The organism is Paenibacillus sp. PK4536 (assembly GCF_028594455.2).
Classification (GTDB): domain Bacteria; phylum Bacillota; class Bacilli; order Paenibacillales; family Paenibacillaceae; genus Saccharibacillus; species Saccharibacillus nuruki.
This window is the reverse complement of the sequence record NZ_CP126313.1, coordinates 1279442-1295588: the sequence shown is the minus strand read 5'-3', so window position 1 is coordinate 1295588 and position 16147 is coordinate 1279442. Positions and strand designations below refer to the sequence as shown.

General features: G+C 40.5%; 16 protein-coding genes (1 of these 16 only partly in view). All 16 read right to left on the bottom strand.

Annotated elements, in window-relative coordinates:
- A protein-coding gene (gene lysS / locus PO903_RS06000; protein ID WP_069326098.1) for a lysine--tRNA ligase crosses the window boundary here: on the bottom strand, window positions 1-1412 show its 5' portion. Its footprint begins 121 nt before the window's first position; the window shows 1412 of its 1533 coding nt (coding positions 1-1412); it begins with the start codon at window positions 1410-1412; its stop codon lies off the left edge, out of view.
- A 281-nt stretch (window positions 1413-1693) separates the two neighbouring features.
- On the bottom strand, window positions 1694-2173 hold the full coding sequence (gene greA, locus PO903_RS05995) for a transcription elongation factor GreA (RefSeq protein ID WP_069326097.1): 480 nt from the start codon (window positions 2171-2173) through the stop codon (window positions 1694-1696).
- A 239-nt stretch (window positions 2174-2412) separates the two neighbouring features.
- Window positions 2413-3444, bottom strand: coding sequence for a tRNA dihydrouridine synthase DusB (gene dusB, locus PO903_RS05990; protein WP_273592891.1), 1032 nt, complete (start codon window positions 3442-3444; stop codon window positions 2413-2415).
- Between the two features lie 93 nt (window positions 3445-3537).
- Window positions 3538-4083, bottom strand: a complete 546-nt coding sequence (gene folK, locus PO903_RS05985) for a 2-amino-4-hydroxy-6-hydroxymethyldihydropteridine diphosphokinase (RefSeq protein ID WP_273592890.1) — start codon at window positions 4081-4083, stop codon at window positions 3538-3540.
- Between the two features lie 9 nt (window positions 4084-4092).
- On the bottom strand, window positions 4093-4455 hold the full coding sequence (gene folB / locus PO903_RS05980; protein ID WP_137225707.1) for a dihydroneopterin aldolase: 363 nt from the start codon (window positions 4453-4455) through the stop codon (window positions 4093-4095).
- Between the two features lie 42 nt (window positions 4456-4497).
- Window positions 4498-5349: a dihydropteroate synthase gene (gene folP, locus PO903_RS05975; RefSeq protein ID WP_502921666.1), complete on the bottom strand. Its 852-nt coding sequence runs from the start codon at window positions 5347-5349 to the stop codon at window positions 4498-4500.
- Complete coding sequence (pabC, locus tag PO903_RS05970; RefSeq protein WP_273592889.1) at window positions 5346-6248, bottom strand: aminodeoxychorismate lyase; 903 nt, start codon at window positions 6246-6248, stop codon at window positions 5346-5348. The genes folP and pabC overlap by 4 nt, the downstream gene beginning before the upstream one ends.
- Complete coding sequence (gene pabA, locus PO903_RS05965; RefSeq protein WP_069326092.1) at window positions 6245-6832, bottom strand: aminodeoxychorismate/anthranilate synthase component II; 588 nt, start codon at window positions 6830-6832, stop codon at window positions 6245-6247. Before pabA ends, pabC begins: the two co-directional genes overlap by 4 nt.
- Window positions 6832-8433: an anthranilate synthase component I family protein gene (locus tag PO903_RS05960; RefSeq protein WP_273592888.1), complete on the bottom strand. Its 1602-nt coding sequence runs from the start codon at window positions 8431-8433 to the stop codon at window positions 6832-6834. Before PO903_RS05960 ends, pabA begins: the two co-directional genes overlap by 1 nt.
- Before the next feature lie 248 nt (window positions 8434-8681).
- Window positions 8682-9620 carry a cysteine synthase A gene (gene cysK / locus PO903_RS05955; protein ID WP_069326090.1) on the bottom strand — a complete coding sequence of 313 codons (939 nt, stop codon included), beginning with the start codon at window positions 9618-9620 and terminating at the stop codon, window positions 8682-8684.
- Between the two features lie 187 nt (window positions 9621-9807).
- Window positions 9808-10716, bottom strand: coding sequence for a peptidyl-prolyl cis-trans isomerase (locus PO903_RS05950; RefSeq protein WP_273592887.1), 909 nt, complete (start codon window positions 10714-10716; stop codon window positions 9808-9810).
- A 14-nt stretch (window positions 10717-10730) separates the two neighbouring features.
- Window positions 10731-11627: an Hsp33 family molecular chaperone HslO gene (gene hslO, locus PO903_RS05945; RefSeq protein ID WP_069326088.1), complete on the bottom strand. Its 897-nt coding sequence runs from the start codon at window positions 11625-11627 to the stop codon at window positions 10731-10733.
- A gap of 60 nt (window positions 11628-11687) precedes the next feature.
- A complete protein-coding gene (locus PO903_RS05940) occupies window positions 11688-12500 on the bottom strand; it encodes a type III pantothenate kinase (protein WP_069326087.1) in 813 nt (270 codons plus the stop codon).
- A 6-nt stretch (window positions 12501-12506) separates the two neighbouring features.
- Window positions 12507-13373 (bottom strand): carboxylating nicotinate-nucleotide diphosphorylase, encoded by an 867-nt coding sequence (nadC, locus tag PO903_RS05935; protein ID WP_137225694.1) that lies wholly within the window; start codon window positions 13371-13373, stop codon window positions 12507-12509.
- Window positions 13363-15009: an L-aspartate oxidase gene (gene nadB / locus PO903_RS05930; RefSeq protein WP_273592886.1), complete on the bottom strand. Its 1647-nt coding sequence runs from the start codon at window positions 15007-15009 to the stop codon at window positions 13363-13365. Before nadB ends, nadC begins: the two co-directional genes overlap by 11 nt.
- A gap of 21 nt (window positions 15010-15030) precedes the next feature.
- Window positions 15031-15975, bottom strand: a complete 945-nt coding sequence (nadA, locus tag PO903_RS05925) for a quinolinate synthase NadA (protein WP_137225690.1) — start codon at window positions 15973-15975, stop codon at window positions 15031-15033.
- Window positions 15976-16147: the final 172 nt, after the last annotated feature.

The following is a 16147-nucleotide window of genomic DNA, read 5'->3' as shown; positions in this document are numbered from 1 at the left end:
CCGTATTCTAGTGCACGAATAAAGTCATCATCCATTTCATGTGCTTCATCGTTGCCTTTTTCTTTTTCAACCATTTGCGCTTCAAAACGTTGACGTTGGTCAATCGGATCATTAAGCTCTGTAAACGCGTTAGCATGTTCACGTGCCACAACAAACAGCTCGAAACGGTCTGTAAAGCGTGGATCTTCTGTGTTACGTTTAGCAAGTGGAGAGATTTCAACCGGATGTCCTGTAATAAAGGTTGGCTGAATCAATGTCTCTTCTACAAATTGTTCAAAGAACTCATTTAAAATATGACCGAATGTCATATGCGGTTCTACTTTAACATGATGTTCCTTAGCTAGTGCATGAGCTTCTTCATTCGTCATGTGTACGCCAAAGTCTACTCCTTTTACTTCTTTAACAGCATCTACCATAGACAGGCGACGCCATTGTGGAGTTAGATCAATATCTTGTCCTTGATATTGAATATGTGTTGTACCCAGTACTTCTTGAGCGATATGAGCGATCATATTCTCTGTTAGACTCATAATATCTTTGTAATCTGCATATGCTTCATACAATTCAATCATTGTGAATTCAGGGTTATGGCGCGTTGATGTTCCTTCATTACGGTATACGCGTCCGATTTCGTATACTTTCTCCAGACCGCCGACAATTAAGCGTTTCAAGTGAAGCTCAATTGCAATACGCATATACAGTTCCATATCTAGCGCATTATGATGCGTGATAAAAGGTTTGGCTGCGGCTCCACCTGCGATAGAGTGTAGTGTAGGTGTTTCCACTTCTAGATAGCCTAATGAATCCAAATAACGACGCATTGATTGAATAATACGGGAACGCGTGATAAATGACTGCTGAACTTCAGGATTCACAATCAAATCTACATAACGTTGACGGTAACGCAATTCAACGTCTTTTAGACCATGATATTTCTCTGGTAATGGATATAGTGATTTGGACAATACTTCTAGATCACTTACTTTAATAGAAGTTTCGCCTGTTTTGGTTTTGAATACTTTACCTGTAACACCTACGATATCTCCAAGATCTAGAATAGAGAACGCTTGGTACTTCACTTCTGGCGTGCTGTCTTGACGAACATAGATTTGAATACGTCCGCTTAAATCTTGAATATGTGCAAAGCTTGCTTTACCCATACCACGTTTAGCCATAATACGTCCTGCTAAACTTACTGTGATACTTTTTTCTTCTAGTTCTTCTTTGGTCAAACTATCATATTCACTAATAACGTCTGCTGCTGTAGAAGTACGTACATACTTTTGACCAAATGGATCAATACCTAGACCGCGTAACTCGTCTAATTTGTCTCTACGTATCTGCAATAGCTCACTTATTTCGTTTTCGTTATCCATCTCTTCTGGATTGGGGTTTACATTTTCTTCAGACATTGCTGAACTTCAACTCCTTCAAAGTAATACCTGTTGGCTATATTTCATATCTATTAATCGCGTTACATACAGGCTATGAAATATACACTATGAGTATAGTGTAACTGATTTGGCAGTATTCATAAATCTATAAAACGATTTTAACTGATAATATCTGCTTAACCTTTGCGAAATGTCCATATATTTCGTATTCATTTCAAGAAAAAAGCTTCCCAAAGGAAGCTTTTTCATAGGATATAACATAAATACGATCTACTTATCTTAACGTACATAAGACAATCTTATTTTTTGATTTCAAGAATTTTGTACTGGATCACACCGCCAGCAGGAACGCTAACATCAACGGTTGTTCCTTTTTGCTTACCAAGAATAGCTTTACCTACAGGGCTTTCATTCGAAATCTTATTCTGTGAAGGGTTAGATTCAGCACTACCTACAATGGTATATTCCATTGTGTCGCCAAATTCCATATCTTCTACAATAACAGTAGCACCAATACTTACGATATTAGTAACGATCTCATCACTATTGATAATACGAGCGTTGCGTAGCAACTTTTCAAGTGTAATAATGCGTCCCTCGATAAATGCTTGTTCGTTCTTAGCATCTTCGTATTCAGAGTTCTCACTAATATCACCGTACCCGATAGCAACTTTGATCCGTTCTGCTACTTCACGTCTTTTTACAGATTTAAGCATTTCTAGCTCGTCTTCCAGCTTCTTCAGACCGTCCTGTGTTAAAATGACTTCTTTGTCGCTCATCTCAACCGATTCTCCTGTCATGTGAATAATTTTCGCTCATCGCGCTTCGGGGTTTCTTGTCGAAATGATGATTGCAATAGGGATTCCCCAAAGAGGCTTAATTACTGTATCTAAACCTTTAGTTCAGGCAAATTTATACTGAAAAAGTATATGGGAATGATTACGAAATGTCAATAAAAAGGCAGGAGCAGTATTAAACACTGTATCCTGCCTTTATTATTTGTACCTATGACGATCATTTAGATGCTACATACTTGCTCTGCTTCTTCGATTTCATTCCCCGGAGAACTTAGTTCACCTACAGGAAGTCCTTCCAAGAAGTTGTGCAAAATCTGTACCATTTCATCACGCTTTACTTCTTCCATAATAGAATCTTTGATTTTGGCTGATCCTTTGATTCCTTTTAAATACCAAGAAAGATGCTTACGCATTTCTCTCACAGCCACATGTTGCCCTTTGAGATCAATCAAACGATCCATATGCAAAATCGCTATTCTGATTTTCTCTTCTGCGGTTGGCTCGGATAGTAATTGACCGGTCTTAAGGTATTCGATGGTACGGTATAACATCCATGGATTCCCTAGAGCGCCCCGTCCGATCATAACCCCATCACAACCTGTGGTATCCAGCATACGCTTCGCATCTTCAGGAGTAATCACATCTCCATTACCGATTACTGGAATAGAGACTGCTTCTTTGGCTTGCTTGATATATGACCAATCAGCTTGTCCTGTGTATAGTTGTTGACGTGTACGACCGTGTACGCTGACCGCTTTACCACCTGCATCAGCTACCGCTTTGACGTTATCGACTACGAAGATATGATCACTATCCCAACCGATACGCATTTTAACGGTAACAGGCTTACTTACATTAGCAACTACAGCAGCGACCATTTCATTGATTTTATTCGGATCAAGTAGCCATTTGGCTCCTGCATCACTTTTGTTAATTTTGGGAGCCGGGCAACCCATATTGATATCAATAATATCTGCATTGGTATCTTGATCGACCACTTTGGCAGCGGCAACTAGAGATTCACGATCTCCTCCAAAAATTTGCAGACTTAGCGGCTTCTCGCGTTCATCCACAAATAACATTTCGTGTGTACGCTTATTACCATTCAAGATGGCTTTATCACTTACCATTTCAGCACAGACTAGACCTGTACCAAATTCTTTGGCTATTAAACGGAAAGCAGGATTACATACTCCAGCCATAGGTGCGAGTACGACCTGATTTTTCATTTCTATATCACCGATTTTTAACATTCGGGTTCACTCCTTGTATCTCTATCCATAATGTAGCATGCAAACAAGCGACTGATTCCCTGTATCAAACAACAGATTTTATAATCTGTATATTTATTTTAATTTTGAATTAAAGGGCATAGTAAAAGCTTTGACATAGTGAATTCCTTGTTGTTCGGCTTCAATAAGCTGTAGCGATTGCTGAACCGAATAAAATAACTCGGGGTGCTGATCAGAGGATACTATTTCTGCTAATGGCACCAGTACAAAAGCACGTTCGTTCATTCGTGGATGAGGTAACTCTAAACGCTCGGTATGCAATTGTTGATGATCCATCCATAGTAAATCGAGATCGACTGTACGTGGGCCCCAGCGAATATCTCGTACCCGACCTAACTTATTCTCAACATCCAACATGCTCATTAATAACGGTTCCGGTTCTAATGTGGTACGTAACATTAATACCATATTTAAAAAAGAAGGTTGATCGATATACCCGACCGGTGCTGTCTCATACAGACCTGAACAACGAACAATCTCTATATCGGAATGATCATTCAGCATCTGTATAGCTTCTGTTAAGGTCTGCTCACGATCGCCCAAATTAGCGCCTAAAGCAATATAAGCCTCTGAATATTCAGAGGGAACAGATGACTTCATGACCGACTCTCACTTTCGTGTACGCCGCAATTCCACAGTAACGCCTTGAAAATGAATATCAAACGGTGGATGAGGCTTGGTTACTCTAACAGTTAGTGCATGTACCCCAGTATAAGCGTCCAGTAAAGAGGATGCAATACATTCTGCCAGAGCTTCAATCAATTTAAAAGACTGCTTTTCAACGATTTGTTTTACTTTTTCATGAATTTCAGCGTAGTTGATCGTTGTGCTAAGATCGTCGGTCTGTCCAGCAGTTGCCAGATCCATTTCTAATTCTAAATCGACATAAAAACGTTGACCTAATCTACGTTCTTCTTCAAAAACACCATGATAACCGTAATATTCCATCCGTGTTAGAATCATTTTATCCATTGAGTATTTATCCTCCTGTGTATCTGTTTCTTTGATTAACTTCTATTGATTGATGGTAGACTCTAGCATCGCATCACACATCATCGCCATCCGCTTATTCTGCTTAATATCATGCACACGAATAATCTGACAGCCTTGAGCAATCCCAAAAGCAGTGGTAGCTGTTGTTCCTTCAACTACATCGTTAGCAGTTAGATCAAGTACTGTCCGAATAAACTTTTTGCGAGATGTTCCTAATAATAATGGATAGCCTAGTGAAGATAGTTGATCGAGTTGGGACATCAGTTGTAGATTGTGTTGCGCTGTTTTGGCAAATCCGATACCCGGATCTAAAATGATATATTCAGCTTGGACTCCTGCTTGCAGAGCATGATCGATACAAGCCTGAAGATCATGAAGGACATCAGATACCAGATCGGTATAATCCATGTTATCTCGATTATGCATTAAAATAATCGGACATTGGGCAGTAGCAGCTACTTGTACCATCAGAGGGTCAGCTTGTCCGCCCCAAACATCATTAATGATATGTGCTCCGGCTTGCAGTGCTTGCTTAGCCACTTCTGCTTTGTAGGTGTCTATTGATAATGGAATATGGGGAGCTTGACGATGCAAAGCTTCAATAATAGGAATTACACGTTCTAACTCTTGCTCTGTCGATACGGGATCATGTCCGGGACGAGTGGATTCGCCACCAATATCAATCAGATCTGCTCCGTCTTTCATCATTTGCAAAGCATGTTCGACAGCTCGCTCGATTAATGTATATTGTCCTCCATCTGAAAAAGAATCTGGAGTGACATTCAAAATACCCATTATTAATGTTGTATCTCCAAGTGTTAAGTTGGTCGAACCCAAATCGTATGTTCTTGTATAGCGCATAGGCTGTTTCACTGCTGATAAGCCTCCTTAAGATAAGCGTAAGCTAATTGCAAAGTCATTGAATGGGAAAGATCCTGAGGAACCTCATACGTTGCTGTATCTTCTAATAATTGCTTTACAGGAACAATTTCTTGAACTGAATTGGTTAAAAATATTTCATCTGCTTCAAGTAAATGCTTCCATGTATAATGACCTTCATGCACAACAATACCTGCTGCCATGGCTAATTGAATAACAAAAGCGCGCGTAATGCCGGGTAGTATGCCCGTATCTATAGCAGGTGTATACAGTTGCTGATTTTTCACAAAAAAGAGATTGCTTACAATACCTTCTGCTATATGTTGTTCTTTGGTCAGCATTAGCCCTTCTACAGCCGTAGATGGATGATCTTGATATTGCATCAGTTCGCGTTTGCCCAAAATACTATTCATATAATGGAGTGACTTAAAACGAATATCGCCTTCTGGTGTGTTGCGTAATGTGTGTAAACAACGTAATGACTTGCTATGACTATATAGATGATCGATAAGCGACATTGAATCAGGACGTGCTGGAGGTAATGATTTGGCATATATAATGATATTCGGTTGCTCATAGGCTCCAGAAGGCAAACCTAATATATCGGTTCCTGCTGAAATCGTATACCGAATGTACGCCTCTGTTAATTCATTAGCATACATGAGATCTCGAATCTGATTTTGCACCTGATCTACCGATTCGTTCCACATGATTCTGAGCGATTCACAACTTGTAGATAGTCGAGTTAGATGTTGCTTCAGTAAAAAAGGCTGTCCATTATAAGTACGAAACGTCTCAAACAATCCCATTCCATACAAAAAACCGTGATCCATGACAGAGACCACGGCTTGATCTGTAGCAATAACTTGTCCGTTTAATGATACATATTTCATAATGTTGGTGCTTTATCTACTTTACGACTCAAAAAGCTACGCAACATTTCATGCCCATGATCGGTCACAATCGATTCAGGATGGAATTGTACACCTTCGACTGCATATTCTTTATGACGTAGACCCATAATTTCGCCTTCCGCTGTCTCCGCTGTAATTTCTAAACAATCCGGTAGACTTTCACGTTCCACGATCAATGAATGATAACGAGTCGCAGTAAATGGAGAAGGTAGATTTTCAAAAACAGATTTCTTATCATGCAAAATAGGTGACGTCTTACCATGCATTAATCGCTCTGCGCGAATAACATTGCCTCCAAAAGCTTGACCAATCGCTTGATGACCCAGACAAACACCGAAGATCGGAATATCGCCTTTGAAATGGTTGATTACGTCTAAAGTAATACCTGCTTCTGTCGGTGTACATGGACCCGGGGATAATAAAATATGATCGGGTGCCATTGTACGAATACCCGCCATATCGATCTCATCATTGCGACGAACAACAACCTCTTCACCCAATTCGCCTAAATATTGAACAAGATTATACGTAAATGAATCGTAGTTATCTATAACGAGTATCATTATATTCTCCCTTTCTCTGCTTGCACTTGATCGTATTGCTCACTTAACATAACTGCTCTTGCCATCGCTCTCGATTTGTTAAAACATTCGCGATATTCGCGATACGGTTCCGAATCGATCACCACACCTGCACCTGCTTGCATATACGCTATATGGTCTTTGACCGTTAATGTTCTAATAATAATATTTAATTCCATATTACCATTATAGTCAATCCAGCCCATCGAACCTGTATACGCACCACGACGAGTCTGTTCTAATTCTTCAATAATTTCCATCGTACGCACTTTCGGTGCACCGGTAATTGTTCCACCGGGAAATACAGCAGCGATAACATCATACACATCTTTGGACTCGGCTAGTTCACCTTCGACTCCAGAGACTAAATGCATCACATGAGAATAACGTTCGATCGTCATCAGTTCAGGCACACGTACTGTACCATATTTGGCGATTCGTCCGAGATCATTACGCTGAAGATCGACCAGCATAATATGTTCGGCACGTTCTTTTTCATTAGATAAAAGATCGTCTTCCATCGCTTGATCTTCAATTTCAGTTGTACCTCTACGCCTTGTACCTGCTATCGGTCGTGCAGAGACTTTGCCATCTACAACACGTACCAATAATTCGGGTGAAGCCGATACTAAATAAAAATCAGGTGTACGTAGCAATCCCATATATGGAGACGGATTGGTTAAACGAAGCCATTCATACACCGATTCTGGTGTCGAAGCTAAAGGTCGATGACTGCGTAAAGACAAATTGACTTGAAATACATCACCCTGACGGATATACTCCTGAATCGTTTGCACCGCTTTTTCAAATTGAATCTGATCAAATTCGGTCTCAAATCCATACCCATCCGTACGTGAATCGGTTAATGCTATTGGATGTTCTGTTAGAAATTGCTTACGTGCTATTGTCGATGATGCTTGAGCTTGTTGTAGAATATTCTGCCACTGCTCTGCCATCTGCGTTGCGCATGTAGCCGCATGATTATACGAAGATTGATGATCTGTACTTTTACCTATAGAGGTATGGACACAACAGTACAACTGCTTATCCGTATGATCAATCACCCAGATTTGGTTAAATTTCATCCATAGATAATCTGGCATCCCTAGATCATTGCTTAGATGATCGGGTAATTTTTCTAAAGAACGAGCGACATCGTAACTTAGAAAGCCTACACACCCTCCTGTAAATAGAGGCACTTCTGGTAATTTGGGAGCACGATCGGTCGACATCCATGTTCGTAATATATCTAAAGGCTTGCCTGTATAAGAGGCATCGGTTATATATTCAGGTTGTGCATTCGGTATAGCCAAAACAGGAGTGGTATCTGTGGACTTTCGAATATGTGCTTGCTGATCTTGACCACTGAGTATAGATACAGGAGAAAGTCCAACATAACTGTATCTGCCACTTTTCCCATTTTCCAATACAAAAGAATAAGGCATCTCTTCTTGCCACAATTGTTCCCAGCTATCCGGTAAAAGTTGATCTTCTAACGGGATACGAACGATATAAGGCAGTTGGGTGTATCCTTCTGCTTGCCAGTCTGTCCATTGTTGAAATGATGTATATACTTTGGTCAATCGATCTTCCTCCAACCTGATGATCTATTCATTGTCGTTAGTATACTAAAGCATGGATCGAATGAGAAGATGCGGAATATAAAAAAGCTTCTAGCCTTATGCCGTGTAGACAAAGGTAGAAGCTTGAGATCCATATATATTCGAATATAACATCTTAGAACAAAAGATCAGTGTATCATACAACTTGATCTCAATACGGAAACATCTTCATATCAATAAAGATACTGTAGATCATCCGATAGTTCTAATTACGATTCGAAGTTGTATAGCGGTGTACTAAGGTAACGTTCACCGTTACTTGCGATAATCACAACGACACGTTTACCTGTACCTAACTCTTTAGCCACTTGAAGAGCGGCTTTGATCGCTGCACCGGAAGAAATACCTGTAAGAATCCCTTCTTCTTTGGCTACACGACGAGCCCATTCAAAGGCTTCTTCATTTTCAACATGAATAATTTCATCGTAAATGTTTTGGTTCAAAATTTCAGGAATAAAGTTAGCGCCGATTCCTTGAATTTTGTGAGGGCCTGGTTGACCACCTGCCAAAATAGGAGAAGCTGCTGGTTCTACTGCATAAATTTTGATCTCTGGGAAAGATTCTTTCAAAACTTCACCCGCACCAGAAATAGTACCACCTGTACCGATACCTGCTACAAAAGCATCCAATGTTCCACCGATCGAACCGATCGCTTCTACAATTTCAGGGCCTGTTGTTTCACGGTGAATTTTAACATTCGCTTTATTTTTAAATTGTTCTGCAATAAAGTAATCTGGATTTTCACTCAAAATCGTTTCTGCTTTTTTGACTGCTCCATTCATACCTTCTGATCCAGGAGTAAGAACCAATTCTGCTCCATATGCACGCAGCAAATTGCGACGCTCTATGCTCATTGTCTCAGGCATTACAATTACACATTTATATCCTTTAGCAGCAGCGACCATAGCTAGTCCAATACCTGTGTTACCACTAGTTGCTTCAACAATCGTACCACCAGGTTTGAGTAAACCTTGTTTTTCCGCTTCTTCTACGATGCTGATTGCAATTCGGTCTTTGACACTGGAACCCGGATTCTGATATTCAAGCTTCAGATAGATATCTGCGCTTCCTTCAGGAACGATACTATTCAACTTAACTAGCGGTGTTCCTCCGATAAGTTCTGTGATGTTATTGACGACTTTTGCCATGCCTATAGCCCTCCTTCAAATGATAGAACGTAGCTGTGAATACGAACTCTATTCTATATGTCTAATCTACGCTATTCCGAGTAAAATAGTAGGTTTTAATATACTTTTATATTATCAATCTGTCACAGCGTTGTCAATCTAGCATTTAGCAAAAATAACACGAAATCGCTAAGATTGAATAAATATTTTATTCTGCCACAGATAAAATGTACGCATTATATTTTTCTCTTAATTGTTGCTCAATTTCATTTAAAGGTTTGGCTTGTCCTAGAGCAATTTTGCGTCTTGCAGTCTCCCGGCTCATGCTCTGCTTGGCAGAAGGAGCTGGACGAATATCGGTGACTTGTACAATCGCATAATGACCTGTACTTAATGCAATCGGTCCAACAACATCACCTGCTTGCATATCTTGAATAGCTTTTAACAATTCAGGTGGTTGAAAAGGATCATCTTGATCGATCCATCCAAGTGCTCCACCTTGTGGTGCTGAAAATGTATCCACTGACATCGATTGTGCAACTGAGGAGAACACTTCTCCTTGATCGATACGTTCTATTGCTTGTTGCGCTGATTCTTCAGTGTCTAATTCAATCCACGCCAAATCAAATTGATGCTTTTGCATCGATTGTTCGTATTGCTTCAAGTACGCATCCACTTCTGCATCTGTAATTTTGATATCTGCTGTAGCGATCTTTTCCAGTTCAATCTGATATTCAGATTCTTGTCTCAGATCATCTGCACTTAATCCAAATTGAGTATTCATTTCTTGATAAAAGTCTGCTGGTGAAGAATATCCGCTAATACGCTCTGCTAGATCATTTTGAATCTCTTCTTCAGTAACTGCGATATGGCGTACTTGCACTTCAAGCTTGACCGCTTGATGATTCAGCATTTGTGTCAAAATTTCTTTGCCATATCTTCGCTTCAATTCATTAACCCATTCTTGTTCACTGATCGACTCATTACCTACCATCGCTACTGTAGAAGAGCTAGAATGTTGAACTGCCCGGATCACCCAAAAGGCACCGAGCAGCATAATAATTACAGATAATAAGACCAAGACGGCTGTCCATACAGGTGATCTGCCTCTAGTCATATATTTCGTATTCCTTAACTTTTAGCTTCAGCAAGAATAGATTCCAGATCTTGACGATTGAATAAATGCTTTTCACCGCAGAAATGACATACTACTTCTGCTTGTCCATCTTCTTCGATCAATTGCGTCAATTCATATTCACCTAGACTCATCAACGTTTGTTCTACACGTTCACGAGAACAAGGGCAATAGAATCGCACATCTGATGTTTCCATCACTTGAGCATCAGGCACAACACGGCGTAACAGTTCTTCTAACTCTAATCCTTCTGCTAAAAGAGTCGTTACAGGTGGCAACGTGCTGATCGATTGTTCGATTTGGTCAATTTCTGCATCGGTAAGACCGGGTAACAATTGAATAATAAATCCGCCGGCTACAATAACAGAGTTGTCTGTATCTACAAGTACGCCAATACCTACCGCAGATGGAGTCTGTTCAGACTTCGCAAAATAGTACGTGAAATCTTCGCCTAGCTCTCCTGAAATAATCGGCACACTTCCACGATAAGGATCTTTAAGTCCCAAATCTTTGATTACATATACAAAGCCTTCTGTACCTACTGCTCCTGCTACATCCAATTTACCCATCGCATTACTTGGCAAATGAACATGTGGATGATCAACATATCCACGAACTTCGCCTTTCGCATTGGCATCCGCTACGATCTGACCGATCGGGCCGTCACCTTTTACTTGTAATGTTAATTTTTCTTCGCCTTTAAGCATAGCACCCATCATTGCTGCTGTTGTCAGCGTACGACCCATTGCTGCTGTTGCTGTAGGCCATGTATCATGACGTTGACGTGCTTCCTCGACTAAATGAGTAGAGCGAATAGCAAATGCACGTACTTTACCACCTAATGCTATACCACGGACGACAAGGTCCGGTTTTGTGTGTTGTTGATTTTCCATTTGTAATGGCTCCTCTCGTTGCTCTTGCTGTATTTTCCAATGAGCATGGTTCTTCTATTTTTATTTAGACGCTTTAGGCGTACCAAAAGTTTTGTCTATCGGTGTGGTTATTACATTACGCTCATAAATCAAACGTAATCCTTCAAGTGTAAGCATTGGATTCACTTCATCGACTGTTTCGGTTTCACTGGAAATCAGTTCTGCCAAACCACCAGTAGCCACGACTTTACCAATCACGCCCATTTCAGCATGAATTCGTTTGACGATTCCATCCACTTGTCCAGCGTATCCATATATAATACCAGATTGCATGGCATGAACGGTATTACGTCCGATGACTTTTTTAGGTTTCTCTAATTCAATATTCGGTAACTTGGAAGCTCGTTGATACAAAGCTTCTGTAGAAATCCCAATTCCAGGGACGATTGCGCCGCCTAGATAATCACCTTTACTGTCAATACAATCAAATGTAGTCGCTGTACCAAAATCAACAACAATGACAGGACCACCGTATTTTGCAACAGCTGCTACTGCATTCACAATCCGATCTGCTCCCACTTCGCGTGGGTTCTCATAACGCAAGTTCAGACCGGTGCGTATGCCCGGTCCGACAATCATAGGAGTATGATGTAAATATTTTCTACACATTTCTTCTAGCGTGTTCATAATTGGAGGCACAACAGAAGAAATAATAATTCCTTGAATATGATCAATCACAATATTGGACATCTGAAAAAGGTTATGCACCATCACTCCATATTCATCCGGTGTAGCTTGACGATTCGTATTGATACGGAAATGATGAAGCAATTGTTCTCCTTGATATACGCCCAACACGATATTCGTATTTCCAATATCAATCACAACTATCAAAGTGCGTCACTCCCCTTTCTTCGCACCCAAATCCAGACTAATATCCAGATTTTCAAAAGAATACGTCAGTCGTCCTACAGATATAATATCAACGCCTGTGGCTGCTAAGTTATAAATTGTATTTAACGATACATTGCCCGATGCTTCAATTTTTACATGCGGGGCTTGCTCACGAATCATATGCACTGCTTCTTGCATACGTTCTGGTGACATATTATCAAGCATAATGATATCTGCTCCAACAGTCAAAGCTTCTTGTACTTGTTCTATACTTTCAGTCTCGACTTCAATCGTCATTGTGTGCGGAATCTGGTGACGAGCTGAGTTGACCGCTTCGGTGATTCCGCCTGCTGCTTTGATATGATTATCTTTAATCATCACAGCATCATAAAGTCCAAAACGATGATTATGTCCGCCACCAATACGTACAGCATATTTCTCAAGCATACGATGTCCCGGTGTGGTCTTACGTGTATCTACCAATCTTACCGGCAAATCTTGAATAGCATCTACATATTCACGAGTACGAGTAGCGATCCCCGACATCCGTTGCAATAAATTAAGTGCTAGACGTTCTCCTGTCAGTAGATGGTGTGTACTGCCTTCTACTTCTGCAATGATATCACCTTTGTGTAGCTTTTGTCCTTCTTGAGCGATAGGTTGAAACTTCAGATCAGGATGAACTGTGCGAAATACTAACTCCGCTACCGGGAGCCCCGCAAGTATTCCATCTTGCTTAGCATGAATAACGGCGCGACTACTATGTCCTTGTGGAACTGTGGTTGCTGTAGTGATATCTCCAGCGCCTACATCTTCGTTTAGCCATAATTTGATCCATTGTATTAGATTGTCTTCGTATCCGTTAAACATCATCACTACTCTCCTTTGTTAGCCCTTGATGAATCTGTTGCACAATATGCTGTTGCCAATCTGTATCATTACGCTCTGGAAAATCTTCTCGATAATGTCCGCCACGACTTTCTTCCCGATACAATGCTGAACGCATCACAAGCAAAGCACATGTCAACATATTGGACAGCTCGATAGCTTCCTTTGTATTCATTGGATATTCAAAAATAATCCCTAATTCTTCAAGCTTAGTTAAGCCTTCTTGAAGAGATACAGAGGTACGACGAAGTCCAGCGTACTGTCCCATAATCTGTTGGAGTTCTAAGCGCCAACTGATCCATTGTTCGGCAGAGTTTGTGAATTCAGGTACATTCTTATCATAAGAAAGCATATCTTTTGCTGATAAAGAGGATTCTTGCTCGGGTTCAACCAGTGGAGGTAGTTGAAGAATTTGCTGAACTACCCGTTTGCCAAAAACAATCGCTTCGGATAATGAATTACTTGCTAATCGATTTGCCCCATGAATACCTGTAGAAGAGACTTCACCACAAGCAAATAATCGCTGCACACTACTTGCTCCTTGAAGATCGGTTTTGATACCACCCATCATATAATGAGCCGCAGGTGCCACAGGAATCCAGTCTTGAGCTATATTTAATCCATATCTCACACAGGTTGCAAAAATAGTAGGAAAACGGCGTTTCAATGTCTCTTCAGACTCATGTGTGATATCCAGATAGACACAAGTACTTTCTTCTTTTTCCATTTCACTGATGATCGCTCTAGCTACGATATCTCGAGGTGCCAGTTCTTTTAACAGATGGTAATTTGCCATAAAAGCTTCACCTGTATGATTACGCAAAATAGCTCCTTCACCGCGTAACGCTTCTGAGATCAGAAATCGCGGTGCACCTGGATAACATAAAGCAGTCGGATGAAATTGAATAAATTCCATATCTCGTACCTGTGCTCCTGCGCGGTAAGCCATCGCCACTCCATCGCCTGTAGCCACATCAGGATTCGTCGTATATTGATATAGCTGTCCACTACCTCCTGAACAGATCACAGTCGCTTCTGCTTGGACATAGACGAGACGATCATCTGGTTGCTTTACGATGACGCCTGTACATTCATTGTGATGCGTGACTAGATCAATTGCCAAATGCTCATCCCAAACTTCAATACGTGGATGTTCAGCCACATGCTGAGATAATGCTCTAACAATCTCATATCCTGTAGAATCCCCATTTGCATGTAAAATACGGCGATGACTATGAGCCCCTTCTCGTGTTAACTCCAATTGTCCGTCAATCGTATCAAATAAAGTGCCTAGACGAATCAGTTCCTGTACACCTGCTGGGCCTTCTTGCACAAGCACATCTACGGCAGACGAGGAACAAAGACCAGCTCCTGCAAGCAATGTATCTTGACGGTGATAAAGAGGAGAATCATCTGCTGCTATCACAGCTGCAATCCCGCCTTGAGCATAACGAGTATTACTGTCTAATAATGATTTCTTTGTGATCATAAGAACGTGCTTATATTCACTTGCCGAAATAGCAGCAAACAATCCTGCAATTCCTGAACCTATAATAATAACATCGACTTGTTTGTGAATATATTCACTCAGATGATAATCTATCAGGCGATTTGGAATCATAATCTGTTCCCTCTCAATCGTTCAAGATGAAGATACTTGTAGCATACGTTCCAAAGAAACACGAGCTTGATCAGCAACAGCAGGTGGTACATAGATTTGAGGTTTCATCTGCTCTAAGCAATTGACTAATTTTTTTAAATTATTCACTTTCATATTAGGGCATACTAAATATTTGCTAGCAAAGCGAAATGTTTTATCAGGGCTGTCTTTGCGAAGCTGATAACCTGTACCATCTTCTGTCCCTACGATAAACTCCTGACAAGGCGATTCTTTGCAATATTTGATAATCGCTGTTGTGCTACCTACAAAGTCACCTAAAGCAACAACATCTGGCCGACATTCAGGATGAACAACAAATTCAGAATGAGGATGTTTCGCTTTCATCTCCATCACGTCTTTGACCGTCAACATATCATGGGTGTTACAATACCCTTCCCAGATAATCATCTTTTTATCAGTATGCTGTTGTACATAGTGCCCTAAATTTTTATCAGGAACCCAAATGATTTCGTCGGAATCAACGGACTGAATGACTTTCACCGCATTTGCCGAAGTACAGCAGATATCTGTTTCTGCTTTGATCTCAGCAGATGAATTAATATAAGTAACCACTTTAGCATTAGGATGTTTTTCTTTTAATCGACGCAGACCATCTACATTGACCATATCTGCCATTGGACAACCTGCCCGCTCATCAGGGATAATCACTGTTTTGTTAGGTGCTAGAATTTTAGCACTTTCACCCATAAAGTGAACTCCACAAAACACAATCGTATCTGCTTCAGTCTGAGCTGCTTTTTGCGCTAACAAAAAAGAATCGCCACGGAAATCTGCCACTTCTTGAATCTCATCCCGTTGATAATAATGAGCTAGAATAATAGCATTGCGCTCCTTTTTTAATTCTAAAAGACGTTCCTTGAGCTGTGCATCCCGTTCTGCTTTCTTTTCCAGTGCTAACGCTTCCATCGTAATCACTCCTTCAAATTGATTGAGATTCATTTCACAATGTTTGGCAGAGAAGTATGTTCTAAGGTAGTTATAGCTTTCTGATCGAATAGTTTGTGAAAAATATCCCTTACTACTGTGTGAATTGTGTCAAATTTGTGATCAGGTTCAACCAATAATGTACACAATGCTA

Bases quoted from the DNA above. Each gene is read 5' to 3' on its own strand.
- PO903_RS05950 (WP_273592887.1), bottom strand. From the start codon at position 10,716: ATGACTAGAGGCAGATCACCTGTATGGACAGCCGTCTTGGTCTTATTA.
- nadA (WP_137225690.1), bottom strand. From the start codon at position 15,975: ATGGAAGCGTTAGCACTGGAAAAGAAAGCAGAACGGGATGCACAGCTC.
- nadC (WP_137225694.1), bottom strand. From the start codon at position 13,373: ATGATGTTTAACGGATACGAAGACAATCTAATACAATGGATCAAATTA.
- pabC (WP_273592889.1), bottom strand. From the start codon at position 6,248: ATGAAATATGTATCATTAAACGGACAAGTTATTGCTACAGATCAAGCC.
- nadB (WP_273592886.1), bottom strand. From the start codon at position 15,009: ATGATTCCAAATCGCCTGATAGATTATCATCTGAGTGAATATATTCAC.
- pabA (WP_069326092.1), bottom strand. From the start codon at position 6,832: ATGATACTCGTTATAGATAACTACGATTCATTTACGTATAATCTTGTT.
- hslO (WP_069326088.1), bottom strand. From the start codon at position 11,627: ATGGAAAATCAACAACACACAAAACCGGACCTTGTCGTCCGTGGTATA.
- greA (WP_069326097.1), bottom strand. From the start codon at position 2,173: ATGAGCGACAAAGAAGTCATTTTAACACAGGACGGTCTGAAGAAGCTG.
- folB (WP_137225707.1), bottom strand. From the start codon at position 4,455: ATGGATAAAATGATTCTAACACGGATGGAATATTACGGTTATCATGGT.
- folK (WP_273592890.1), bottom strand. From the start codon at position 4,083: ATGAAGTCATCTGTTCCCTCTGAATATTCAGAGGCTTATATTGCTTTA.
- dusB (WP_273592891.1), bottom strand. From the start codon at position 3,444: ATGTTAAAAATCGGTGATATAGAAATGAAAAATCAGGTCGTACTCGCA.
- cysK (WP_069326090.1), bottom strand. From the start codon at position 9,620: ATGGCAAAAGTCGTCAATAACATCACAGAACTTATCGGAGGAACACCG.